The following is a 23,890-nucleotide window of genomic DNA, read 5'->3' on the forward strand; positions in this document are numbered from 1 at the left end:
CATCTTTGGAGTCTGGTAAAGCCCCGTGTAAATAACCTCCATACCAGCATCTTTGAACGCCTGAACCAGCACATGAGCCCCCCTATCATGACAATCTGCCCCAGGCTTCGCCAGTAAAATCCTTGTTCTCGGCTCTTGCACTACTTTATACCTCCTTAACTAACCCAAATTAATTCCTTCATTTTGTTATGTATCCATTATAGAGCTTACTCTGAAAACTTTCTCCACCACATTACCAAAACAAACCTTCCTCTTTATATGTTTATTTTCACTAATTCCTCATATGTTCATCTCCCCTATGGCTTTTGGAGCTAAAACCAATTACCTGATTGCAAATATAGCTTCTGCAATAATCATACCAACGCACGTTTCCGAATAAGGAAAGTCGTTTGTATTTAATGTAAGTTTTTGTTTTTTCGCCATATATCATAAACAAACGATCAAAAAGCGTTAATATGGATTTGTAAGAAAGAGTAATGGTTGGATATCAGCGTTGCAATTTTACAAACCCTTTATCGTCAAAGTTCTTAAGGGTTGGCTAGGTATTCCAGCGAACAGGATTTGCAAACTTGCACAACTTTTGCATTATTGCAAGTAAGGCAAGAAGGATTAGATTTGCAATGATAGATGACACATTTTGCTAAGTCTTATGTCGTTTGATCTTACGGTAGAGTGTGGATGGATGTAATTCTGCAAAGGCTGCAGCCTCGTTCAAATCCCCTCCTGTCTTATCCAAGATCTCTTGTATGTACCTTTTTTCAAATTCTGCTCTTGCCTTCTCAAAGGGGGATAGTGCAAACCATTTTTCAGATTTCTCTTTGGGCTCCCCCATTATGTATTTGGGTAAATCTCTGACTGTTATCGTCTTCTCTGGCTGAAAAACGATCGCCCTTTCAATCACGTTTTCGAGTTCTCTAACATTACCATCCCATCGGTAGTTAATAAGGGTATCCAACGCATCTGCGGATATGTCTTTTTTATCAACCCCTATTGTATTCGATAACTTATTCAAAAAATGGTCTACCAGAAGGGGAATATCATCCTTTCTCTCCCTCAGAGGGGGAAGTAATATCCTGATTACATTCAGTCTGTAATAGAGGGCAAGCTGAAAGCTTCCAGAGTCTACTTTCTTTTGAAGATCACCACTGCTGGCAGCAATAAGCCTGATATCTATCGGGATGGATTTTGTACCTCCCACCCTTATAAACTCCCTGTCCTGTATGACCCTCAGCAATTTAACCTGGAAGGATAAGTTTGTATCACCAATCTCGTCCAGGAAAAGTGTCCCTCCGTCTGCCTCTTCAAAATATCCTTTAGTGGTTTTATAGGCACCGGTAAATGCGCCTTTTTCATATCCGAAAAGAGTGCTCTCCAGCAAGTTTTCCGGTAACGCCGTACAGTTTGTCCCCAAAAACCTTTTGTCACTCCGTGGACTGTTCTGGTGAATGGCGCGAGCAACGAGTTCCTTACCTGTCCCACTTTCACCTTCTACCAATACATTGGAGTTTACCAAAGCCGATTTTCTTATCAATTCGAAGATCGCCTTCATTTGTTTGTTCTTACCCACTATGCTGGATACCTGAAAGTCCAGTTGGCTCTTGAGATAGATATTTTCCTTTTTTAACCTCCTTTGAGACAATCCATTCTTTATACTTATCAGTACCTTGTCGGAGTCTTCGAATGGCTTTGTAAGGAAATCACATGCACCCATTTTCATGGTTTCAATTACGTTTTCCATGGTCCCATAGGCAGTAATCATGATTACCGAAAGTTCACGATCTATCTCTTTTAGTTGCTTAAGAACCTCAATACCGTCTATATCAGGCATTCTTATGTCGAGTAGAACCAGGTCAAAGGTGTCTTCCTGAGACCTCTTTACTGCTTCATAACCACTGGCAACGGATTCAGTTGTATATCCGGACTCTCGTAAGAGAATTTCAAAATAGCCGCGGGTATACTTTTCGTCATCCACTATCAATATTTTCTCACTTGATTCCATAAAACACATCCTGGAAAAAATCTCTATTGCATATTTTGGGCTGGTAATCTAATAGTAAAGGTCGTTCCTTTACCCTCCATGCTTTCGACGTCGATTTTACCATTATGTTCTTTTACGATTGTGTACGCTATGCTTAGACCGAGCCCTGTCCCGTTATCCGCATCCTTTGTGGTAAAAAATGGGTCGAATATTTTATCCAGATTTTCTCTGGGTATCCCAACTCCTGTATCAATAAACCGTACCTCTACAAAACCATTCCTACGACTTGACCTCGCTTTCTCACTGTTTCTTACTTCTACCCTCAGGTTTCCACCATTCAGCATTGCCTGGAGAGCATTGACAATAACATTCAGGAACACCTGCTGCAGTTGTGTCTCATCACCTAGAATTTTTGAGATGTCAGGGTCATACTCCTTTATGATGCTAATCCCGTTTAAGAAAGATTGCCGCTTTACCAATAAAATGGAATTTTCTACGGTTTGAACCAGATTCAATTCTGAGAACACAGACCTGGGCTTTTTCGAAAATTTGAGAAGGCTGTTGGTAATCTTTCGACACTCATTGGCAGCCTCTCCTATTGTTTTTACTAATTCGAAGGTCGGGGCATCCTTCCTTATCCTTCTTGTGAGGATATCCGCCATATTGACGACACCAACCAAAGGGTTATTGAGCTGGTGGGCAAGTCCCCCAATCATCTCTCCCAAATCCGCCATTTTCTTTGATTGTATCAAACTCTGTCTGAGCTTCTTCTTTTCCGTAATATCTTCAATTAAGAAGAGTAGCGCTATCCTGTTTTCATCTTCATCTACAATCTTGGAAATGCTGAGCCTTGTTGGAAAATTTGAGCCATCTTTTCTCAGGCTAGTGACTTCTCCCTCCCAGTGGAAGGTATCAGACAGGATTATCTTTTTGATCCTTTCGTTTTCCTCTTCCGAAAACAAGAAGTAGTACTTACCTCCTAATACTTCGCCAGCATTTACTCCATATACTTGCTCGGCAGTTTTGTTAAAACTGATAACCCCATCGCACTTATCAATGGAGATAACAGCATTAGGAGATGCATCTATCAGGTTGTAGAGAAAGTTTGTTGAGAGCTTCAAATCCTTGGTCTTTTCTTTTACCTCCCTTTTCGTTTCATAAAAACTATCTTCCCTGTCTACGAAGATCACATATCCCTTATTCTTACGCAAGGGGGTCCCTCTCATACGAAAGGTGCTTTTTCCATCATTCACATTAGGTATATACAAGTCAAAGTTTACATCATAAGGGGCGTGCTTTTCAATCATATCTCTATGGGCAGCAGAAAGGAGGGGCTTCAGCATATTTCTAGGAAATGCTTCGTACATAGTTCGGTTTGACAGTCTTTCTTTTGCTACCTTAATATTGCTTTCTAATTTTCTATTACACCTTATGATTCTTTGGTCTTTATCCAAAATAAGAATCCCAATTTCAGACTCTTCGATAAAATCCTCTATTATCTTTTTCGATTCCTGGATTTCCTTCCTTAACCTAACCTCTCTGGTAACATCCTTGAGCACTGTTGTTACCCCTGTAACTTCATTAACTCCGTCCTTAAACGGATAGAGGCTGATATTGAAGAAGGTATTAATTGGATTTCTATCGTTTTGGGTACTTTCGCAAGTAACTCCTTTCTTTTTAAGGATACTTCCATTCGTTAAGACATCGGCGTACTTTCCTCTCCACTCCGAGGTGTCAAAAAGGGGAATTACATTAAAAAGGTATTTTCCTATTATATCATCTCTCGTTCTTTTGAGAAACCTCTCGACAAACGAAGTGCTATTTACAAATCTAAACGCCCTGTCTACAATAAATACACCCAAGTTCATATCTTCCAGGATTTCCCCTGCCCAATCAGGCAACTCAGGATTGGGCAGGTATCGATAAGGCTCTGATTCTTCCGATATACCTTCAAGAATCTGGTATTGATTCATCTCACAACTCCTTTAAACTAATGTCCCAAATACCTTCCCATCCTGAACCTTGGTGACAATAATGGGAATCTCCTCATTTGCCATATTGTTCCCTACATCTATCAACACGGGGATGTAATTTCGGGAAAATCCTTTCAAATAGTCTGTCCCCGCATCCCTTCTGGACTCAATAAGAATCGAAAGCCGCTTTCCAAGAAACCTCCTGTAGAATTCTTCTTTCTTCCTGATTCCCAGATCTCGCAGTATTTTCCCCCTCTTTTTTATAGTCTTACTGTCTACCTGATCTGGAAAGTCAGCAGCGGGGGTCCCGGGTCGTCTGGAATATGGAAAGACATGGAGATAGCCGACAGGAAGCTCCTCAATTAGATTCAAAGTATTAGTAAAATTTTCATGGGATTCTCCAGGAAAGCCTACTATGACATCAATTCCTATATTCAAATCAGGGATGGCTGAAACAAGCCTCTTTACCAGTTGCTTAAAGAACTCAGAAAGGTAGGGTCTATTCATCTTTTTCAGTACTTCATCTGCCCCGCTCTGTAGAGGGATATGCAGGTGATTACAGATTGTCGTGGAAGATGAGATGAGGTCTATCAGACCGTCATCGAATTCAGCCGGTTCAATAGAGCTCAATCTAATCCTGACGGGGATGCCTTTATCTTCTATTAATCTGAGCAGATTCAAAAGGGTGGTAGGCGGTATTAAATCCCATCCGTAAGAGCCCAGGTGTATACCCGTAAGGACTATCTCTCTGTACCCCTGCTCTGCCAGTCTGGATATGCGTCTTATTGTCTCTTCCTTTTCAAGGCTTCTGCTTTTTCCCCGGGCATAGGGAACGACGCAATAAGAACAGAAAGAATCGCAGCCATCCTGAACCTTTAGAAATGCCCTTGTATGCTCAGGGAAGGTGGTTATGTCACTGGTTATTCCAAGGGGAGCCCCTTTCTTTGAAGATCCATTGATAAAATCGACTATCCTTTCCTTTTCATCAATCCCGACTACATGATTCACCCCTGGAATATCTTTTATCTCCTCAGGTGCCCTCTGGGCATAACATCCGGTAACTATTATCAGGGCATCCGGGTTTAACCGGTGGTACCTCCGTATAAGCTGGCGGGATTGATAGTCTGCCCTCTGGGTAACTGTACAGGTATTTACTATGTAAATATCAGCTTTTCTGCCAAACGGGACAAAACTAAATTCAGCTCCTTCCAGAAGCTTGTGGATTACGGCAGAATCGTATCTGTTAACTTTACATCCCAGAGTTGCAATAGCTATCTTCTTCAAGGTTCTACTTGCCTGTATAGAAACCGGTGGATAGGTATCTCTCACCACTGTCTGCCAGGAGGGCAACCATATTGCCTTTATCCAGTACCTTAATCTTTTCAAGGGCTGCAAACATAACCGCCCCTGAACTAATCCCTGCCAGGATACCCTCTTTGTTAACCAGTTCTATGGCTGTTTTTATTGCCTCCTCATCCGACACCTTCACAATCTCATCTACCCATCTCTGGTCATATATCTCAGGTATCCTTGACTGTTCAAAGTTCTTTAAGCCATAGACCTTATGGTTGGGATAAGGCTCTACTCCAATAACTTTGACCTCAGGTTTCAACTCCTTCAGCCTTTTGCCGGCCCCCATTATAGTACCAGAGGTGCCTATTCCAGCTACAAAGTAATCAACCTCTCCACTGGTATCCTCCCAGATCTCCCTGCCGGTAGTCTCATAATGCGCCACCACATTATTTATGTTGAAATTCTGTCCCGCCAAAAAGTATTTCTCCGGATACTGGTTATAGAGCATCATGGCTTCATTCCTTGCCCCATCTGGTCCCTTTTCAGCAGGTATCAGGAAGACCTCCACTCCATAACACTCCAATAAACTTCTCTTTTCAAAGCTTGCAGATTCCAGCAAGGTAACCGCCACCTTGTAGCCCTTCACAGCACCCACCATTGCAAGACTGATACCCATATTGCCACTGGTGGATTCCAAAATAACCTTATCCCTGGTCAGTACCCCTTCTTCCTCTGCTTTGGAGATTATATAATAGGCTACCCTGTCCTTAAGACTTCCAGTTGGATTAGCACTTTCCATTTTGGCCATCAATTTAACCCTCTTGTTGGGATTCATGCGTCCTATTTTCACTAAAGGGGTATTACCGATGGTTCCTAGTATACTGTCCTCTACCACTTCTCAAACACTCTCCTTTATCCACCCGCCACCTACAACTACATTCCCATCATAGAAAACAATAGCCTGGCCAGGTGTAATGGCCTTCTGTGGTTTTTTAAACCTTACAAGAACGCTCCTGCCATTATGGGGTATAATGGTTGCTTCCGTATCCTTGTATCTGTATCGAATCTTACAAGAAATGCTAATCTCCGCATCTAAATCTGGAAATAAAATCCAGTTGAGATCTTCAGCAATCAAACCTTTACTCAATAGCTCCTCATTTCTTCCCACTATCACACTGTTACTTTTTAAGTCAAATCCCAGGACGTAATAGGGATGACGGGCAGGGATACCCAACCCTTTTCTCTGCCCTATGGTAAACAGATGAATCCCTTCATGCTTACCCAGCACTTCCCCATTTTTATTTATGACGTTACCCCTGGCACATTTGTCCCTCCCTATTCTCCCGGTTATAAACCTTCTGTATTCATTGCCCGGGATGAAGCATATCTCCTGACTCTCTTTCTTATAAGCCACTTTAAGTCCAAGGTTTGCAGCTATTTTTCTAACCTCTTTTTTAACAAAATCTCCTACCGGAAAAGCCAATCGTCTAATTTCCTCTTGTTTTAAAGTAAAGAGAAAGTAGGACTGGTCTTTTTCAGCGTCTTCTCCTTTGAGTAAAAGGTGTCGCCTCCTTGAATCATCCCAGCTTATTCTCGCATAGTGTCCGGTTGCCAGATAATCTGCCTGAAGCTCCAGGGCTTTCCTTAAGAGAATATCAAACTTCAGCTTTTGATTACACAGGATACACGGATTAGGGGTTCTTCCTTTCATATATTCGGATACAAAGTAATCTATCACCTCTTTCTTAAATTCATTCTCTAAGTTCAGCACATAAAAGGGTATATCAAGTTTGTCGGCTACTGCCCTTGCATGATAGATATCTTCAGGGGAGCAGCAACTCCTGAACCCTCCCTCTCCGTGGCTGGAATAATCCCAGATTTGCATGGATACCCCGATGACATCATAGCCCCTCTCCTTCAACAAGGCAGCTGCCACCGAGCTGTCTACCCCTCCACTCATGGAGACTACAACCCTTTTTTTGTCTCTGTTCCTCATAATGCCGAACCCTTCACCTTCTTGAGATAAAGAGGAGACATAGAGCGAAGCCTGTTTACTATCTCTGGAAGCACATCAAGTACATATTCAACATCCTCTTCAGTATTATTCCGCCCCAGACTGAATCTAAGAGAACCCTGAGCAATCTCCGGTGTAAGCCCCATAGCTGTTAGGACATGAGAAGGCTTAAGGGATCCCGATGTACATGCCGATCCGGATGAAACTGCAACCCCTTCCAGGTCTAAGTTTAGCAAAAGGGATTCCCCCTCGATGAACTCAAAACTGACATTTAAGGTATTTGGAATTCTCTTTACTGGGTGTCCGTTCAATTTTATATAATCCAATTTATCAATGATCCCTTCATAAAGCCTGTCTCTCAATTTTGTAATACGCTTTACCTGGAATCCCATGTCCCTGCTTGCTATCTCGCATGCCTTTCCAAGCCCCACTATGCCGGGGATGTTTTCAGTCCCTGCCCTCATGCCCCCTTCCTGGTGCCCCCCATGTATCAGGGGCACAAGGGATGTCCCTTTCTTTACATACAAACAGCCTATGCCTTTCGGCCCATAGAGTTTATGCCCAGACAGTGAAAGAAGATCAATCTTCAAATCCTTTAAATCCATGGGGATCTTCCCTACTGCCTGAACAGCATCGGTGTGAAACAGAATGCCTATATCAGCAGCAATCTCCCCAACTTCTTTTATGGGAAGGAGAGTTCCCGTTTCATTATTGGCATACATAATACTTATTAATACCGTTTTGCTAATAATAGAATCCTTTAGCTCATCTAAGTCGATCATTCCCTCATGGTCCACAGGCAGATAAGTTAGTTTATAACCTGCCTTCTCCAGATATTCACAGGTATTTAAAACAGCAGGATGTTCTACTTTTGTTGTTATTATATGGTTTCCCTCCTTCTTGAGGGCATAGGCAGCACCTTTAATGGCAAGGTTATCGCTCTCAGACCCCCCGCCGGTAAAGGCGATTTCAGAGGGGTCTGTATTCAAGAGATTGGCTACTTTTTCTCTTGCCTCGTCAATATACTTCCTTACTCCTCTTCCCGCCCAATGGATGCTGGATGGGTTTCCAAAGTTGTCCTTCAAAAAAGGCAACATAGCATCCAATGCCTCTGGATGGAGAGGGGTAGTAGCGTTATGGTCCATATAGATTTTTTTCATCCTTACCCCCAGGTTAAAAACTGTTAACGGTCAACTGTAATTAATCTATTAGAGATTGCTGGTTTTGTCAAGCAGTTATAAACCCCAACAGCATATCACTTGCACTTGCAATTTTTTGTACCAGTGTGGTAAAATGCAAAAAAACGGCACGTCATATTTTTTGCAAAAGGCCCCCCCTATGCTGTATAATTAGTCCACCCTGAAAAGTGAAAAGGGAATTTTTCAGGACGAACTAATTACCTATGGTGGGAAAGACAGGGGCTGGCATCATCTTCGCGGAAGAGATAAGAGAGGCAAAGAATCAAGAGGAGTTGAAGACCAGAAGATGAATGGGACCCGTTTAAAACAGATGCGATCCGAGGCTGAGGCCATTTTCAGGCATTGCATTAAGGCTGTTGATCCTTACATGGCAGTAAAGCGTTTCCTTCGCCTCGATGGCAAAAAGTTGATTCTGGGGTTAAAGGATCGACCCCTGTCAGAGTTTGATCTGAACGGGTATGATCGAATTTTCATTGTCGGAGGGGGAAAAGCAACGGCGCCCATGGCCAGGGCCGTCGAAGAGTTACTGGGAAAACAGATTAGTAGAGGAATGATCAATGTAAAATACGGTTTTACTGAAAACCTTGCCTGTACCGAGATTATAGAGGCCGGTCATCCCTTGCCGGACCATAACGGTGTGGCAGGAACCCGGGAGATTCTTGGTCTTCTTGAAGGTGCGTCTGAAAATGATCTGGTTTTTTCCCTCATATCAGGCGGGGGATCGGCTCTGCTTACTCAGCCTGGGGGAAAGATCACGCTTCAGGAAAAGCAGGAAGTTACGCGCAGTTTACTGGCATGCGGCGCCGGCATTGATGAGATAAATACTGTGAGAAAGCATATCTCATCTTCAAAGGGTGGGCAGATGGCAAGAACAGCATACCCTGCCACTGTTGTGAACCTGATGCTCTCTGATGTGGTGGGTGATAAAATGGATGTCATAGCGTCAGGACCCTTTGTCTCTGACAGTTCCACATACAAAGACGCCCTGGATATCCTCAAAAAATATGATTTAAAAGAGATCCCACCTTCTGTCCGGGAACATCTGGAAGATGGCTCCGGAGAAAGGCTCCCCGAAACACCCAAAGATGGGGATCCTATTTTCGATCGGGTTTTTAATATGATCGTCGGCAGCAACATACTAGCACTGGAAGCGGCAGGGGAAGAGGCAAAAACGCTCGGATACGAGGTTATAATTCTATCCTCTATGATGGAAGGAGAAACGAAGGAAGTGGCAGTAGTGCATAGTGCTATAGCCAAGGAGATATTAAAGACATGCCGGCCGATTCCGCCACCTGCCTGCCTCATCACCGGAGGAGAAACGACTGTAACCATTAAAGGCAAGGGGCTCGGCGGAAGGAATCAGGAGTTTTGCCTGTCAGCGGCAATTGACCTCGCAGGGCTTCCGCCACGGGTCGTTATCTTAAGCGGGGGTACAGACGGAAATGATGGACCTACTGATGCGGCGGGGGCTGTGGTTGATCCTTTTACTGTTAACAGGGGAAAAGATGCGGGGATCCATGCCGAACGTTTTCTGGAAGATAATGATGCCTATCACTTCTTTGAAAAGACGGGAGACCTGCTCATAACAGGCCCTACCAATACCAATGTGATGGATGTACGGCTTGTTCTGGTTCGTTAGGTGCCACTGGGCTTAAACAGAGATTAACGTTGTTTTTTTAAATTGTTTTGTTTAAGAGGCTTGGAGGAATAAACGACAATACACAATAAGGAGGTATCCAAAATGAAAGGAAAAGACAAGAAAAAAACAAATGAAAAGAAAAAACCACAGCAAACCCTTAAAGAAAAAAGGAAATTGAAAAAGGAAAAAGAGAAAAAGTGGTAGATTGTAAGGCATTGTTGATGAAGTCGTAAAAAGTCAAAATTAGGATGGTAAGGTAATCATCTATTGCCATTTGTTACCTTGAGGAATGTCCTGAAAACCCTAGAACACGCCATATTGAATGATACCCGGATAGTTTTTATGGCATTCTGGTATTTTTTAGTTCTGGAAATCATCTGTGAATATAATAGAATAGGGGTGATGGACGAAACCAGGGAATAAATTGCTGGACTATAAAAAATGACTAACCAATCAGACAATAGAATGGGGTGGATTCGGAATATTGAAAAGCTAGAAAAAACAACTTCTGAATATACCGCTGAATATGAGCTTGCATCTGAATCGCAAATTTTTGGTGTTCTGGATTATAAGAATGGAGCAATTCAATGTGGTATCATGACATTTAAAAAAGATTCAAATGGAACGTATAAATATTTGCTTAGAATAAAATATCCACCTTATAATGAAGAGCCCCACTTCTTAAAGGCAAACAAAAGCGGTTATCTTTTCCCGGAAGGAATTCCTGGCGAATTGATTTCAATTCTATTTTTATTTTTTCAATGTCGTTTCTTTCTTATAGCAGCTTACTCCGGAGATTTATCATCAAATGGCCTAAAGTTGAAGACAGAATATTTTCCGCAAATAAAAAGATGTGAACCTTACTTTGACCCAGATATGTTCCCAGATGGTAAGCGTAATTTTGCAGTTGGATTAGTAGATTTTCTTGAAAAACTGGCACGAATTAATGATCAGTATCATCAGAGACTGATTTTGGGGTTCTATAATTATGCAAGGGCGTTAAGAGAATTCGGGATTGACGAAGAAATGGTTTTTATTAGATTGGTTTCATCCATAGAAGCATTTACAAAATGGGTTAATTTAAGCGAGAATGATGACTTATTCAGCGGCGTGAATTTTGAGAATATTATTCAATCTGAAAGACTTTCGGCATCTCAGAAAGAGGAACTCAAAAACATTTTTTTTAATGTTAGGAAAGCTAAAACGAGATTTGCAAATTTTATACAATTATACTCGAAAGGATTTTTCACAGGTGGTAATTTTAGAGCACCACATACAAGGATAAAAAAAGGTGATTTGAAAAAAGCCTTAAGCGCCATATACGACAGTCGATCAAATTATTTACATCAAGGCGAGACGATGTATCTTAGTCGTCACATGAGAAGTGGTCATAAATGGGATACTGATCCAACAACCGGCATGATAATAGATAATAGACATTTTTCGGTGGATAAGAAGCTTCCTTATGCTTCATTTTTTCAGCGATTAGTCAGACATTGTATAATGCAATTTTTATCAGAAATATCAAATTTGGAAAATACATAAACCCAACAACGACTTACACCTGATAAAGGGGGAAAAGGGGGACGATCTTAAATAATAAAAATATCTACACTGCTCAATAAAGTTATTTACGAATTTAAGGTCGTCCCCCTTTCTGGTGAAAAAATGATAATAAGAATACTGGCAGTTTGTTTCATTCTTCTATTGTGCGTCACAGATTTTGGATATACCGAAGAACCTTTCGTTGATGTTCTTATTGAAGGATATGATGACGGCGTTAAATCCACCGTTCGAAATGACCGTGAAGAGGCACTGGTCGATGCCAAGCGCCAAGCCATTGAGCGGGCCGGTGTACAGGTATCTTCCACGACGCAAATGAAAAATTTTGTCATCAGAAAAGATTGGGTTGAAAGCAAGTCAAAAGGCATTTTACTCCCCGGTTTTCAGATTATCGATAAAGGGTATCAGGCTAACGGCTCCTATCTTGTCATACTTGCCGGAAGGATTCGACCCATCCTGACTGGCGCCTCTGTTTCTCATGATGAAGGCAGCAAAAAACCAGTCCAGGGAGATTTAGATTCAATTTATAATGAGGTGAATTGGGAAGTTTTACTCGGCGGGTGGGAATTCAAAAACAATTCAATCACATCAAAGTATACTTCAGACGATAACTATTTGATCCTGAAAAAAGAATTAAAAGATTATATTATGGAAGCGACCATAACGAAAATTCGAGGGGATTTCTGTTATATCACAATCGGCATACGTCAGAATATTTTTGAGGGCGGACATGAAAAGTTTTTCCGAAACAATACATCCAGCAGACAAGGGTATCAGTTTGGGATTATTTTGGATGGAAGATATAATTTATTCAACGGGTTGAATGGGTTATATTATACAGTAGAAAATGTGAAGGGACTTTTCAAAAAAAACTGGGAGACATCTCCTTTAATCGACAGCATACAAAACAAAGTAAAAATTGAAGCTATAGAAGACATTATAAAAATATCCTTGAATGGAAAAGACTTTGCCGAATTTAAAAATAATTCCCACCTCTATGGTTCTCCGATGTTCATAGTTTCAAAAAATGCCGTCATCCGCTTTACCGATATTAAGATTATCCCTAGATAGCCTATTACCAAATGAGGCGCCAGATGAATCCATTGAAAGGTATTTTAAACCTTTCCTCTCTGATGTTCATGTGGCGATACTTTCGCGGTCAAACCCCCTGGGACACCAATATCACCCCGCCTGAAGTTATGGAGTTTATCCAAAAAACATCTCCCGGCAGAGCCCTGGACCTGGGGTGCGGTACGGGTACCAATGGCATTACCCTGGCCCGCCATGGCTGGAAAGTTACCGGTGTTGATTTTGCCCCCATCCACCCCACGCTACAGACTGGTCATATTTCTGATTATATTCTTCTTGCAATATATGAAATGTTTTTCTATTATGACCGAAAATGCAGGTTATATGACCGTTAATTACAGTTTGGAGAGGGATCACGCTTATTACACTCGCACCTCTCAGACCGAGCACTGTATACAAAAGGAGTAACAATATAGAATGAAAAAACTTTTTTACGCAATATGTTTGACATTTTTACTATCGAGTAATGTTGTAGCTGAAGATGTAAGTGCTGTTGAAGTTAAAGTATTGGTGAAAACAAGTTTAAGCTGGGATGGGCAACTCCTGCCAAACTACCCAGAAGGCAAGCCGGAAATTACAATCTTAAGAATTAAAGTTCCGCCGGGGGTACAGTTGCCAATGCATAAACACCCTGTGATAAATGCAGGTGTATTGCTAAATGGAGAACTGACGGTGGTAACAGAAGGCGGTAAGACATTACATCTCAAATCCGAGGATTTGATCGTCGAAGTTGTGAATGCCTGGCATTACGGAAAGAATGAAGGCGATAAACCGGCAGAGATTATAGTTTTTTACGCCGGCATATCGGATATGCCGATAACCATTAAGAAATAGGATTGGATTAATATACCTGCAAAAAGGAAGGTTCTGATTCGTATAAACAGTCCGTAGCCGCCAACATCAGTTTAGATCAGTTAACTCTTGAATTGGAGGTACAAAAATGACAATCGTAGCAAAGGATGGTATTGTACAAATTGAGAGGCTGGAATTGGGGCCCTTTGGTACGAATGCTTATATCGTAATGTGCCAATTGACCAAAGATAGCGTCCTGGTGGATGCTCCCGGGGAAGCTTCAAAAGTTATCAAACATCTGAGGGGGACAAACCCCAGGTACATACTGATCACTCACAATCACTGGGACCATCTTGGTGCTCTTTCCCAGTTAAAGTCAGAACTTAAAATTCCAATAGCTGCCCACCCTGCAGACAGTGCAAATTTACCTTCACCCCCGGAGATACTTCTCAATGATGGTGATGTGGTAACTCTTGGGAACGTAAAGCTCAAAGTGCTGCACACCCCTGGACACACACCTGGTAGTGTATGCTTCCTGACTGGTAATTGTCTGCTATCCGGTGATACTGTATTTCCGGGTGGCCCGGGCAAGACCTCGTCGCCATTGGCTTTTGAGCAGATAATTAAGTCTATAACCAGCAAGATTTTTGTGTTGCCAGGGGATACACAGATATTCCCTGGACATGGTGATTCCACACTGTTAGAGAAAGAGAAGCAGCAATTTGAGGTCTTTTCTTCACGCCCCTGTAAATCCAATCTTTGTGGGGATGTGCTTTGGCTTTCGTAATAGTAAACTCTATCACTTCCATACTTACAAAGTTGAGTTAGTTTCTTTTTTTCTCTTATTTTATGCTAAAAAAGTGATATCATCAAAAAAAACTGGATTTTAGTGGGTAAGTGGTCTATTATAATATGGTGCCAAATCTTTTACAATCACCTATAATATAACCAGATGGATGACATAATTTTTGAACCCTAATATTAAATGGGGGCTGATTATGGAGGCGTCTTTCTTTTAATCCTACAGTTGTGGAGAAAAGAAGGGCGCTTTTTGTTTCATGTAGTGCTGCTATCAAAAGCAGTAACGGTTATAAGAAAGGAGGTGAATAAAGCTACATGTGATTGGTATTTGCAGTTATTTTAAATTAACCCTTAAGGAAGGAGGTAATGAGCATGCCCGAGAGTACTTACAAAATTATTGAGTTAGTTGGAACAAGTAAAACTTCCTGGGAGGAGGCCGCCAAAAATGCTGTCGAAACCGCTGGAAAAACCCTAAAAGACCTAAGGATTGTGGAGGTTGTCAGGCTAGACATGGCAGTGGAAGAAGGAAAAGTAACTAGTTACCGGGCAAGGGTCAATGTTTCATTCAAATATCATGGAGAACAATAATAAATGGAATAACGCGTCTTGAAAGAAAATAGAAGAGATAGAGAAAATAGGGTCAGAACCACCTTTTTTGAGAGTGAAGCTTTATATATAAGCATGTCACGAATTTCAGGAGCATCAGCTAGGAACTTATTAAACGGTTGCTGGCCCTATTTCTTATCAGTAAGTCATAATTCCCCAGAGTTTTGCCCCTTTTCCCTTGACAGACGGTAACGATTATGGTTTTATAAAAACTACAGATATATAATGATAGAGTCTTTGAGAGCTTTGAAAGAGTATCCCTTTTTGCTTAAGCATCTATAGGGGAACAGGATTTTAAGGTACCCAAACGAAAAAGGACAGTTTCCCCAGGCTTTTATTTTTACAGGTGGTGTATTTTCAAAAGGAGGTTCTGTGTGTATGGCTAATATAGAAAAGGCTATTAGGTTTCCATTTAATGATGAGCAGTGGTTACCGAAGCTTATTGTAGGAGGAGTGCTTAATGTAATCCCTATTATAAATTTTCTTTCGATTGGTTATGCCTACCAGGTGTTTAGGAGCACCCTGAAAAAGGAAGATGCTGTTATGCCAGAATGGGGAAACTGGGGTGATCTGTTTATTCAAGGATTAATCATTGCCGTAATTTGTTTGTGTTATAGTTTTATTCCAGGTTTTATAACCGCTTTAGGTATAAGCTTAATAACCAAAGGGTGGCTTGCCAGTTTTTTAGGCGCTCTTTTACTAATTATTGGTTTTGCAGTTGGACTGGTGATTACGTTCTTTTTACCTATGGCCATTGCCAGTTATGCATTAGGGGAAGAACAGATTGGGGATGCATTTAAAATTGGATTTATTCTGGATAAAGTTAAAGAGATATTGGATAGCTATCTCGTTTCTTATCTCGTAGGCATAGGTGCTATGATACTTGTTGCTCTGTTACTTTTTATTCCCATTGTAAAATATCTTATTTTACCAATAGCTCTGTTTTATGTGTATCTATTTCTGTCTGTACTCTTCGGGGAGACATGTGCCTCCGTTGGAGATGTAACTGAGGAAACGATAGAAGATGAAATATGAAAATATGTAACATTTGAAACTGATAAAAGCTGGGTATCTTTAATATGCCTGGCTTTTTTATTTTTTAGAATAATATGATAAGGCTAAATGACATTGTAGATAAAATACATACTTGTAATCCTGATACAGATGTGAATTTGATTGAAAAGGCATACGTATTCTCTGCCAAGATTCATCAGGGACAGGTCCGGCTTTCAGGTGAACCTTACCTTATCCATCCGTTGGAAGTAGCAGGTATCCTTGCCGATCTCAAGTTAGACGTTGCAACTATTGCAACTGGGATGTTGCACGATACTGTGGAGGATACATATACAACCTTGGAGGAGATCGAAAAGTTATTCGGTAAAGAGATTAGTTTTCTGGTTGATGGGCTTACTAAGATCAGTAAAATTACCCTTGGTACTTATGAAGAACAACAGGCTGAGAATTTTCGAAAGATGCTGATAGCGATGGCTAAGGATATAAGGGTAATACTTATAAAATTAGCCGATAGGCTTCACAATATGCGGACACTGAAATACCATTCTCCAAAAAAGCAAAAAGAGATTGCCAGGGAGACTCTGGATATTTATGCCCCTCTGGCAAATAGGTTGGGTATAGGCTGGGTTAGAGGCGAACTTGAAGACCTCTCCTTACAGTTTCTGGAACCAGAAGTGTATAATGATTTGATGGATAAACTAAAGGAAAGGAAACAAGAAGGGAAGGAATATATAAATGAGGTAAAAACTATTATTTCGAATAAGCTAAAAGAGTATAACCTTAAAGATCATGTGGAGGGGAGATTAAAACATATCTATAGTATTTATCAAAAGATGAAGAAACAAAACATAGATTTCGATCGGGTTTATGACCTTATTGCCTTCAGGATTATTCTTGACAGTGTTCAGGAATGCTATGAAGCCCTAGGAATTATTCATTCCCTGTGGAAACCTGTTCCTGGTCGATTCAAGGACCATATAGCTATGCCGAAGGCCAATATGTATCAATCCCTCCATACTACAGTTATAGGTCCTCACGGGGAGAGGGTCGAGATCCAAATACGAACAGGAGAGATGCATAGGATTGCAGAGGAGGGCATAGCTTCCCATTGGAAGTATAAAGAGGGGAAGGACATTGAGAAAAAGACAGATAGGGAGTTTGCCTGGCTGAGACGACTTCTGGAATGGCAACAGGACATGAAAGATCCCAGAGAGTTTTTAGAATCGGTTAGGGTTGATCTTTTCCCGGAAGAGGTATATGTATTTACCCCGAAAGGTGAGGTAAAGGAGTTCCCCCGAGGTGCTACCCCTTTGGATTTTGCCTATAGTATTCATACTGATGTAGGGCATCAGTGTAATGGTGCAAAAGTAAATGGTAAGATTGTTCCTTTAAAATATGAGTTAAGAAACGGTGATACAGTGGAGATAATAACCTCCTCCAATCAACATCCCAGTATAGACTGGTTAAAGATTGTTAAGACATCCAGAGCTAAGGCAAAGATTCGGCATTGGGTAAAAACCAATCAACGCCAACAGAGTATTTCACTGGGGTTAGAAATCTGTGAAAAGGAGTTTAAAAAATACAAGCTCAACTTTTCAAAGCTTACAAAGTTGGGTGAGTTGAAGGTAATAGCAGAAGAATTTGGTCTCCAGGATGTAGACGACCTGCTGGCTGAGGTGGGGTATGGAAAGCTTTCTGTTAAACAGATAATACATGCAATAATGCCGGAAGAGAGATTAGCTACGGAGTTTACAGAGGAGGCAGTATTAGAAAAGGTTGCCAAGAAGACAGGAAAGAAAGATGGCAGCGGTATTAAGATACGAGGCGTTGAGGATATAATGATGCGCTTTGGAAAGTGTTGCAACCCGCTCCCCGGTGATGATATAATCGGATATATTACTCGTGGCAGAGGGGTTACCGTTCACCTCTCTAACTGTCCCACTGTTCTTCATAGTGTATCTGAGAGAACGATAGATGTGGAATGGGATCTAGAAGATAAATCGATGCATCTGGTTAGAATTAGGGTTGTCTGTGTAGATAAAAAGGGACTGCTTGCTGCTATGAGCTCCTCTATTGCTTTATCTGAGGCCAATATTATAAATGCGCAGGTACATACCACTCAGGAGAAAAAGGCAGTGAGTATATTTGAGGTTGAGGTAAGTGATCTAAAGCACCTTCAGAATATAATTAATTCCATGCAAAACGTCAAAGGTGTTATCAATGTTGAAAGACTGAGAACATGAACCAATTAAACATTGGCGACAAGTCCAGACCTTATACAACGGGTACAGACATTAATCCTTTTTACCGATCCGTTTCTAACTGTTTTAACCTTTTGAATATTTGGGTACCATCTCCTTTTGGTTTTATTATTGGCATGGCTGACATTGTTACCAACTGAGGGACCCTTTCCGCATATCTCGCACACTCTTGCCATTTATATACCTCGCAACTCTATTTAACTATCCATGAATTTCTATATATCCCCAGAACTTACCTCGATTCCATTATCAATTAATAGTGCTGTTAGGACACCTTTCCCTTCTTTTAAACCATTATCATCCCAGATATAATTGACGCCACATGAAGGGCTCTTATCCTTTAATATCGCTTTATTAGCGCCTACCAACATGGCAACATTCAAAGCTTCAATAGCACCTTTTATAAACTGTGGGGTTACATCTCTGCCTTTTATATCTATAAGCCTGGCTCTGGACTTTAAGACATCGAATCCGTCCCCGCTTTGGATTTTAGCAGGGGTTCTGGGCGTGGGAAGTCCCCCCAGCTGTTCAGGGCAGACAGGCACAGCCCCTTTTTTCTTCAAGAGATCAAGAAGCTCAGGTTTGGTTTCACTGGAACCATCGTGCCTGCAATTGATTCCTACCAGGCAGGCACTGATAACAATCATATCTCTATCAAGTGCCTCTTCCATCAAAGGAATTTAAAGGATTTCTCTCCTTGTTCTCTTCTGGTAATCTCACCAATAATATATGCTTCTTCTTTTAAGCCTTTTAGTCTCAGAAGAATTTCATCGACATCAGGAGGGGATACGACAACCACCATTCCTATACCATTATTGAAGGTTCTAAACATCTCGTATTCGTCAACGTTTCCCTTCTCTTTGATAAACCTGAATATGTAAGGAGTTTCCCATGAATCTTTATATATTAGTGCCTGGCAGCTTTGGGGCAGTATCCGTGGTATATTTTCTAACAATCCTCCTCCGGTAATATGGGATATTCCCTGGATATTGAAATCCCTTATAAGGTTCAGAATAGCCTTTGCATATATCTTTGTAGGTTTAAGCAGTTCTTCACCGAGTGGGATTTGAATGCCTTCTACTTTAGCGTTTATATCCAGGCCAAGATCATCAAATATTATCTTCCTGACCAGAGAATATCCATTGCTGTGTAAACCGTTGGAGGCGATCCCTATAAGTTTATCCCCCACGGTTATAGCAGAGCCATCGATAATCTTATCATTATCAACAACCCCTAATGCAAAACCGACTAAATCATATTCTCCATCTTTGTAAAAAGATGGTATCTCGGCAGTTTCTCCACCTATTAAGGAACAGTTAGCCTCTTTGCATCCATCGGCAACCCCCTTAATGATATCTTCGGCTCTATGTAGTACCAATTTGCTTGTGGATATATAATCCAGGAGGAAAAGGGGTTCAGCACCTGAGGTTATTATGTCATTCACACACATGGCCACCAGATCAATCCCAACGGTATCATGTTTATCCATCATAAATGCAATTTTTAACTTGGTCCCGACTCCATCGGTAGAGGATACAAGAATTGGCTTTTTGTACTTTCTCGTATTTAATGAAAATAGACCGCCAAATCCACCGATTTCTGTCATAACTTCAGGTCTAAATGTGGATTTGACCAAGGGAGTTATCTTTTTTATAAATTCGTTACCTGCGTCAATATCCACACCTGCGTTTTTATATGTGTTTTTCTCACCCAATTTCCGCTCCTTTTCAGATTCCATGAGAATCCCTTAACACAGGAATACTTATCCATGATTATAAAAGAACAAAAGCCGGGTAATATTACCCGACCAGTCATTGTCTCCGTGATTATCATAGAAATCCGCCTCTGGCGGATAAATTTCTTGACATCAAATATTAGCCTGTACCTCTTAAGATGTCAAACCTTTTTTCTTGTCAAGGCTAAAATATTTTGATAGAAACAAATTAGATTCATATGTAACGAGTTGAAATTAAAACCAAATTAAGAACAGAAGCTTACTATGAGAGAACTTGTGGATATTATTGTAGCCTTATATAAACCACTGGACTATGTTTCGAAGAATTCCTTTGCCAATCTTGAGATTGTTAAGGGTTTAGAAACCCATGTTATGAATCTGACCAGTCAGGCTCTGTCCTTGCCTTTAGACTCGGAGAAGGTCAGCTTTATTCAGGGGTTGGCAAGAAACTTCACAGGTTTTGATTCCTTGGATGTATATTCAAAGAAGATTAGGGTGATAGATTCTTTAAGGGTGCTTCAACGGATAAAAGATAATAACGAGTGTCTACCATCACAAGAAAAAAAAGCCCTGTTGATTGAGTTCGTTAAGAAGAGGAAAGAGCTGTCCACACCTATTCAATTTATGAAGGGTGTTGGCCCTAAGTTGGCAAGTATCTTAAAAAAGAAGGGAATCAATACTGTTGAAGATGCCCTGTATTTTATTCCCCGAAAGTATGAAGACAGGAGGAGTATAAAGCCAATATCGGAACTTCAGGTGGGAAAAAGCGAAACAGTCCTGGGTGAGATAAGAGATTTGGGAGCCGTCTCTTACAAAAAGAACCGAAGGGGAGGCTTCGAGATGATTGTGGGAGATGAGAGTGGTACTATTACTGCCAAGTGGTTTGTTTATAATAGTCACATTAAAAACAGGTTTAAAAAGGGGCAAAAGGTAATCCTGTCTGGCGAGATAAAGGTTTATCGTTTTCAAAAAGAGATTCACCACCCGGACATTGAGGCAGTTAATGATATGAGTGATTCTCTCAATTTCAATCGCATTGTACCTGTCTACTCTGAATCTGAAGGGCTGTACCAAAAAACTCTAAGGAAGATAATGAAAAACATCGTGGATAGGTATTCGAATTCTATCCAAAGTGCTATACCTTCATATATATGCCTCAGACAGAATTTAATGGAGCTTTCCGAAGCTATAAGGGAGGTACACTTTCCAGAACATGACCGTAACCTTTCAGATATTGTATCTGGCAGATTCCCTGCTTATAGAACCATCATCTTTGATGAGTTTTTCTTTCTGGAATTAGGATTAGCCCTTAAGAAGAAGGGGGTTACAATTGAAAAAGGGATATCTTTCAATATTACCGATGAGAGTAGAAATAAGTTAATAAAGTCTTTGCCTTTTCATCTGACTGATGCACAAAAAAGGGTGATTGCTGAGATTGAAGAGGATATGAAACGTCCTTATCCGATGAACAGACTCCTTCAGGGGGATGTAGGAAGTGGTAAGACTGTTGTGGCGTTGCTCTCATCCTTAATAGCGGTGGATAATGGTTATCAGGTCAGTATTATGGCACCCACCGAGATTTTAGCTGAACAGCATTTTTCGAGTATTCAACATCTGACCAAAAAATTCGGTGTAAAAACGGTTCTGCTTACCAGTAATATAAAAAAAACACAGAAAGACAAGGTTATTGATGCCATTAAAGAGGGCAGTATTGATATAACTGTAGGAACTCATGCTGTTATACAGGAAACGGTTGAGTTTAACAGGTTGGGGCTTGGAGTTATTGATGAACAGCACAGGTTTGGGGTAATACAGAGGTCGATGCTGAAGCGAAAAGGCCACAATCCTGATATATTGGTAATGACTGCAACACCAATACCAAGAACACTGGCATTGACTGTATACGGAGATCTGGACGTTTCGATACTTGATGAAATGCCCCCGGACAGAAGACCTGTAGTTACAAAGCTGTACCATGAAAGAGATCGAAAAAGGGTATACGAAATTGTACGTAAAGAGACAGAAAAAGGTAGACAGGCATATGTAGTCTATCCCCTGGTGGAAGAATCTGAAAAGCTGGATTTGAAAGATGCAACCCAGATGGCTGAGCACTTCCAGAGAGACGTTTTCCCGGAATGTAAGGTTGGTCTGCTCCATGGGAGGATGAGTTGCGAGGAAAAAGATAACATTATGTTGGGGTTTAAGGAAAAAACGATAGATATCTTAGTCTCAACAACCGTGATCGAAGTGGGAATTGATATACCCAATGCATCCGTTATGCTGATAGAGCACGCTGAGAGGTTTGGATTGTCTCAGCTGCATCAATTGCGGGGGAGAATCGGTAGAGGTGAGTTCCCCTCCCTGTGTCTTCTCCTTGCCCAGTACAGCAAATCAGACGATGCCAGACGGAGGCTCAGAATAATGGAGAGCACCGCTGATGGGTTTAAGATATCCGAGGAGGATCTGGCTATAAGAGGACCTGGCGATTTCCTGGGGACCCGTCAGTCCGGGTTGCCCGACTTCAGGGTGGCAAATATTGTCAGGGACATAAAAGTACTTCAGGAGGCGAGAAGGGAGGCATTTAAAGTGGTAGAAATGGATCCAGCCCTGACAAATCCCTCCCATAGATACCTGAAAGAGATACTTAAGGAGAGATGGAAGGGTAGACTGGAACTGGCAAGTGTGGGATAATGAGGGAGAGAAGCAGAAAAACGAGGAGAAGGAAATATTATGGCGAAAAAAGTCCTTGACAACAAATTATCAATATGTTAGAGGATTGACTGAATGCTCATTCAGTTTAATCTTTTTGAGAGCTTTGAGAATCTATACAAACTGTCACTTATAAGATTTCTCCTTCCAGTCGAAATGGCAAAGTGCGTATTTTTCAAAGTTTTCCTTTTATCTTCATAAAGCCTACTTATAACTATAAGTAGGTTATTTAATTATATCTAAGAGGTGGAATCTATTCCAAAAATCCTCCATATGCAATATCTTGGCATTTCTCTTTAAATAAGAAACTATGTCCAATTAAACGTAGAAACCTTTTAATGGTGTCCGACACTTTCAAAGGGATAAGGAGATAAACGACATGCCAATTGATTACCTTCCCATCTTTGCTTTTCTGGTAATTGCTATACTCTTTGCTGTTGTGACAATAGCCCTATCTTCCATAATTGGGACAAAGAAACCTTCCCCGCAGAAAATGATGACGTATGAGTGTGGAGTAGACCCTATAGGGAGTGCCAGAAAGAGATTCTCTGTTAAATTCTATATTATAGCTATGCTGTTTATAATCTTCGATATTGAAGCGGTTTTTTTATATCCTTGGGCAGTGATATTTAAGGACCTGAAATTCTTTGGTTTTATTGAAATGGGGATATTTATTGTTGTATTGTTTGTTGGTCTTATCTATGCATGGAAAAAAGGAGCTTTAGAATGGGAATAGAGGCTCATCTGGGAAACAATATTATTACAACTACTGTAGAAAAACTCGTTAACTGGGGCAGGAGGTCATCTTTGTGGCCTGCAGGTTTCGGTTTGGCATGTTGTGCCATTGAGATGATTGTGGCTGCTTCTGCACGGTATGACCTGGCTAGATTTGGTTCTGAGGTTTTCAGGCCTTCCCCCCGACAGGCGGATTTGATGATTGTAGCAGGAACGGTAACTAAGAAGATGCTCCCCCCGGTTATCAGAATCTATGAGCAGATGGTAGAACCCAAATGGGTTATTGCCATGGGGGCATGTGCCTGCTCCGGGGGTATCTTTAATACGTATGCAGTAGTACAGGGTATTGATCAATACCTGCCGGTTGATGTTTATATACCTGGTTGTCCACCAAGACCAGAGGCCCTTATCTATGGTATTATGAAACTACAGCAAAAGATAGATAAGGAAAAACTCAATAGGTCGATTATTAATACATAGGATTAAGGA

The 23,890-nt window shown here is 41.1% G+C and carries 23 protein-coding genes; 13 read left to right on the forward strand and 10 right to left on the reverse strand.

Features of this window, described 5'->3' with window-relative positions:
• From AB1401_10320 to nifS, 7 genes are all read right to left on the reverse strand, one after another.
• Positions 1-141, reverse strand: a 141-nt coding sequence (locus AB1401_10320) for a methylmalonyl-CoA mutase (protein MEW6615846.1), incomplete at its 3' end; no start/stop codon positions are given.
• Between the two features lie 499 nt (positions 142-640).
• Positions 641-1,999 carry a sigma-54 dependent transcriptional regulator gene (locus AB1401_10325; GenBank protein ID MEW6615847.1) on the reverse strand — a complete coding sequence of 453 codons (1,359 nt, stop codon included), beginning with the start codon at positions 1,997-1,999 and terminating at the stop codon, positions 641-643.
• A 23-nt stretch (positions 2,000-2,022) separates the two neighbouring features.
• On the reverse strand, positions 2,023-3,951 hold the full coding sequence (locus tag AB1401_10330) for an ATP-binding protein (GenBank protein MEW6615848.1): 1,929 nt from the start codon (positions 3,949-3,951) through the stop codon (positions 2,023-2,025).
• A 12-nt stretch (positions 3,952-3,963) separates the two neighbouring features.
• Positions 3,964-5,280 (reverse strand): tRNA (N(6)-L-threonylcarbamoyladenosine(37)-C(2))-methylthiotransferase MtaB, encoded by a 1,317-nt coding sequence (gene mtaB / locus AB1401_10335; GenBank protein MEW6615849.1) that lies wholly within the window; start codon positions 5,278-5,280, stop codon positions 3,964-3,966.
• The gene (locus AB1401_10340) at positions 5,240-6,139 is read right to left on the reverse strand and encodes a cysteine synthase family protein (protein MEW6615850.1); all 900 of its coding nucleotides are present in this window, start codon (positions 6,137-6,139) and stop codon (positions 5,240-5,242) included. The genes mtaB and AB1401_10340 overlap by 41 nt, the downstream gene beginning before the upstream one ends.
• A 3-nt stretch (positions 6,140-6,142) precedes the next feature.
• On the reverse strand, positions 6,143-7,240 hold the full coding sequence (gene mnmA, locus AB1401_10345) for a tRNA 2-thiouridine(34) synthase MnmA (protein MEW6615851.1): 1,098 nt from the start codon (positions 7,238-7,240) through the stop codon (positions 6,143-6,145).
• A complete protein-coding gene (nifS, locus tag AB1401_10350) occupies positions 7,237-8,418 on the reverse strand; it encodes a cysteine desulfurase NifS (protein ID MEW6615852.1) in 1,182 nt (393 codons plus the stop codon). Before nifS ends, mnmA begins: the two co-directional genes overlap by 4 nt.
• A 325-nt stretch (positions 8,419-8,743) precedes the next feature.
• Between nifS and AB1401_10355 the strand changes: the two genes are divergently transcribed.
• From AB1401_10355 to AB1401_10400, 10 genes are all read left to right on the forward strand, one after another.
• Positions 8,744-10,096, forward strand: a complete 1,353-nt coding sequence (locus AB1401_10355; protein MEW6615853.1) for a glycerate kinase — start codon at positions 8,744-8,746, stop codon at positions 10,094-10,096.
• A gap of 267 nt (positions 10,097-10,363) precedes the next feature.
• Positions 10,364-10,519, forward strand: coding sequence for a hypothetical protein (locus tag AB1401_10360; protein ID MEW6615854.1), 156 nt, complete (start codon positions 10,364-10,366; stop codon positions 10,517-10,519).
• 18 nt (positions 10,520-10,537) lie between these two features.
• Positions 10,538-11,641 (forward strand): hypothetical protein, encoded by a 1,104-nt coding sequence (locus tag AB1401_10365; protein MEW6615855.1) that lies wholly within the window; start codon positions 10,538-10,540, stop codon positions 11,639-11,641.
• Between the two features lie 123 nt (positions 11,642-11,764).
• Positions 11,765-12,730 (forward strand): hypothetical protein, encoded by a 966-nt coding sequence (locus tag AB1401_10370; protein ID MEW6615856.1) that lies wholly within the window; start codon positions 11,765-11,767, stop codon positions 12,728-12,730.
• Between the two features lie 23 nt (positions 12,731-12,753).
• Entirely contained in the window at positions 12,754-13,083 is a 330-nt protein-coding gene (locus tag AB1401_10375; protein MEW6615857.1) for a methyltransferase domain-containing protein, read from the forward strand.
• An 82-nt stretch (positions 13,084-13,165) separates the two neighbouring features.
• Positions 13,166-13,582 (forward strand): cupin domain-containing protein, encoded by a 417-nt coding sequence (locus AB1401_10380; GenBank protein MEW6615858.1) that lies wholly within the window; start codon positions 13,166-13,168, stop codon positions 13,580-13,582.
• Between the two features lie 106 nt (positions 13,583-13,688).
• Positions 13,689-14,327, forward strand: coding sequence for an MBL fold metallo-hydrolase (locus AB1401_10385; protein ID MEW6615859.1), 639 nt, complete (start codon positions 13,689-13,691; stop codon positions 14,325-14,327).
• Positions 14,328-14,713: 386 nt separating this feature from the next.
• A complete protein-coding gene (locus AB1401_10390; protein ID MEW6615860.1) occupies positions 14,714-14,929 on the forward strand; it encodes a dodecin family protein in 216 nt (71 codons plus the stop codon).
• 396 nt (positions 14,930-15,325) lie between these two features.
• Positions 15,326-15,982, forward strand: coding sequence for a DUF4013 domain-containing protein (locus tag AB1401_10395; GenBank protein ID MEW6615861.1), 657 nt, complete (start codon positions 15,326-15,328; stop codon positions 15,980-15,982).
• Between the two features lie 74 nt (positions 15,983-16,056).
• On the forward strand, positions 16,057-18,204 hold the full coding sequence (locus tag AB1401_10400; GenBank protein MEW6615862.1) for a bifunctional (p)ppGpp synthetase/guanosine-3',5'-bis(diphosphate) 3'-pyrophosphohydrolase: 2,148 nt from the start codon (positions 16,057-16,059) through the stop codon (positions 18,202-18,204).
• Positions 18,205-18,209: 5 nt separating this feature from the next.
• Here the strand turns inward: AB1401_10400 and rpmB are convergent, their stop codons facing one another.
• The 3 genes from rpmB to purM are packed head-to-tail and all read right to left on the reverse strand — an operon-like array spanning position 18,210 to position 19,936.
• Positions 18,210-18,398, reverse strand: coding sequence for a 50S ribosomal protein L28 (rpmB, locus tag AB1401_10405; GenBank protein MEW6615863.1), 189 nt, complete (start codon positions 18,396-18,398; stop codon positions 18,210-18,212).
• Between the two features lie 39 nt (positions 18,399-18,437).
• Positions 18,438-18,869, reverse strand: a complete 432-nt coding sequence (locus AB1401_10410) for a DUF523 domain-containing protein (protein ID MEW6615864.1) — start codon at positions 18,867-18,869, stop codon at positions 18,438-18,440.
• A 23-nt stretch (positions 18,870-18,892) separates the two neighbouring features.
• The gene (purM, locus tag AB1401_10415; protein ID MEW6615865.1) at positions 18,893-19,936 is read right to left on the reverse strand and encodes a phosphoribosylformylglycinamidine cyclo-ligase; all 1,044 of its coding nucleotides are present in this window, start codon (positions 19,934-19,936) and stop codon (positions 18,893-18,895) included.
• A 285-nt stretch (positions 19,937-20,221) separates the two neighbouring features.
• Here purM and recG point away from each other — a divergent pair, with 285 nt between their 5' ends.
• From recG to AB1401_10430, 3 genes are all read left to right on the forward strand, one after another.
• Positions 20,222-22,648 (forward strand): ATP-dependent DNA helicase RecG, encoded by a 2,427-nt coding sequence (recG, locus tag AB1401_10420; protein ID MEW6615866.1) that lies wholly within the window; start codon positions 20,222-20,224, stop codon positions 22,646-22,648.
• A 397-nt stretch (positions 22,649-23,045) separates the two neighbouring features.
• Entirely contained in the window at positions 23,046-23,402 is a 357-nt protein-coding gene (gene ndhC, locus AB1401_10425) for an NADH-quinone oxidoreductase subunit A (protein ID MEW6615867.1), read from the forward strand.
• On the forward strand, positions 23,393-23,881 hold the full coding sequence (locus tag AB1401_10430; GenBank protein MEW6615868.1) for an NADH-quinone oxidoreductase subunit B family protein: 489 nt from the start codon (positions 23,393-23,395) through the stop codon (positions 23,879-23,881). Before ndhC ends, AB1401_10430 begins: the two co-directional genes overlap by 10 nt.
• Positions 23,882-23,890: the final 9 nt, after the last annotated feature.

The sequence above is a fragment of the Thermodesulfobacteriota bacterium genome (assembly GCA_040757775.1).
GTDB lineage: Bacteria > Desulfobacterota > UBA8473 > UBA8473 > UBA8473 > UBA8473.

What these genes read in the sequence shown, in the direction of transcription:
- AB1401_10410 (MEW6615864.1), bottom strand. Translation starts at nt 18,869, where the DNA reads ATGATTGTTATCAGTGCCTGCCTGGTAGGAATCAATTGCAGGCACGAT.
- AB1401_10430 (MEW6615868.1), top strand. Translation starts at nt 23,393, where the DNA reads ATGGGAATAGAGGCTCATCTGGGAAACAATATTATTACAACTACTGTA.
- ndhC (MEW6615867.1), top strand. Translation starts at nt 23,046, where the DNA reads ATGCCAATTGATTACCTTCCCATCTTTGCTTTTCTGGTAATTGCTATA.
- recG (MEW6615866.1), top strand. Translation starts at nt 20,222, where the DNA reads ATGAGAGAACTTGTGGATATTATTGTAGCCTTATATAAACCACTGGAC.
- AB1401_10400 (MEW6615862.1), top strand. Translation starts at nt 16,057, where the DNA reads ATGATAAGGCTAAATGACATTGTAGATAAAATACATACTTGTAATCCT.
- AB1401_10370 (MEW6615856.1), top strand. Translation starts at nt 11,765, where the DNA reads ATGATAATAAGAATACTGGCAGTTTGTTTCATTCTTCTATTGTGCGTC.
- rpmB (MEW6615863.1), bottom strand. Translation starts at nt 18,398, where the DNA reads ATGGCAAGAGTGTGCGAGATATGCGGAAAGGGTCCCTCAGTTGGTAAC.
- mnmA (MEW6615851.1), bottom strand. Translation starts at nt 7,240, where the DNA reads ATGAGGAACAGAGACAAAAAAAGGGTTGTAGTCTCCATGAGTGGAGGG.
- AB1401_10385 (MEW6615859.1), top strand. Translation starts at nt 13,689, where the DNA reads ATGACAATCGTAGCAAAGGATGGTATTGTACAAATTGAGAGGCTGGAA.
- AB1401_10325 (MEW6615847.1), bottom strand. Translation starts at nt 1,999, where the DNA reads ATGGAATCAAGTGAGAAAATATTGATAGTGGATGACGAAAAGTATACC.
- nifS (MEW6615852.1), bottom strand. Translation starts at nt 8,418, where the DNA reads ATGAAAAAAATCTATATGGACCATAACGCTACTACCCCTCTCCATCCA.
- AB1401_10330 (MEW6615848.1), bottom strand. Translation starts at nt 3,951, where the DNA reads ATGAATCAATACCAGATTCTTGAAGGTATATCGGAAGAATCAGAGCCT.
- AB1401_10390 (MEW6615860.1), top strand. Translation starts at nt 14,714, where the DNA reads ATGCCCGAGAGTACTTACAAAATTATTGAGTTAGTTGGAACAAGTAAA.
- AB1401_10355 (MEW6615853.1), top strand. Translation starts at nt 8,744, where the DNA reads ATGAATGGGACCCGTTTAAAACAGATGCGATCCGAGGCTGAGGCCATT.
- AB1401_10365 (MEW6615855.1), top strand. Translation starts at nt 10,538, where the DNA reads ATGACTAACCAATCAGACAATAGAATGGGGTGGATTCGGAATATTGAA.
- AB1401_10380 (MEW6615858.1), top strand. Translation starts at nt 13,166, where the DNA reads ATGAAAAAACTTTTTTACGCAATATGTTTGACATTTTTACTATCGAGT.
- AB1401_10375 (MEW6615857.1), top strand. Translation starts at nt 12,754, where the DNA reads ATGAATCCATTGAAAGGTATTTTAAACCTTTCCTCTCTGATGTTCATG.
- AB1401_10395 (MEW6615861.1), top strand. Translation starts at nt 15,326, where the DNA reads ATGGCTAATATAGAAAAGGCTATTAGGTTTCCATTTAATGATGAGCAG.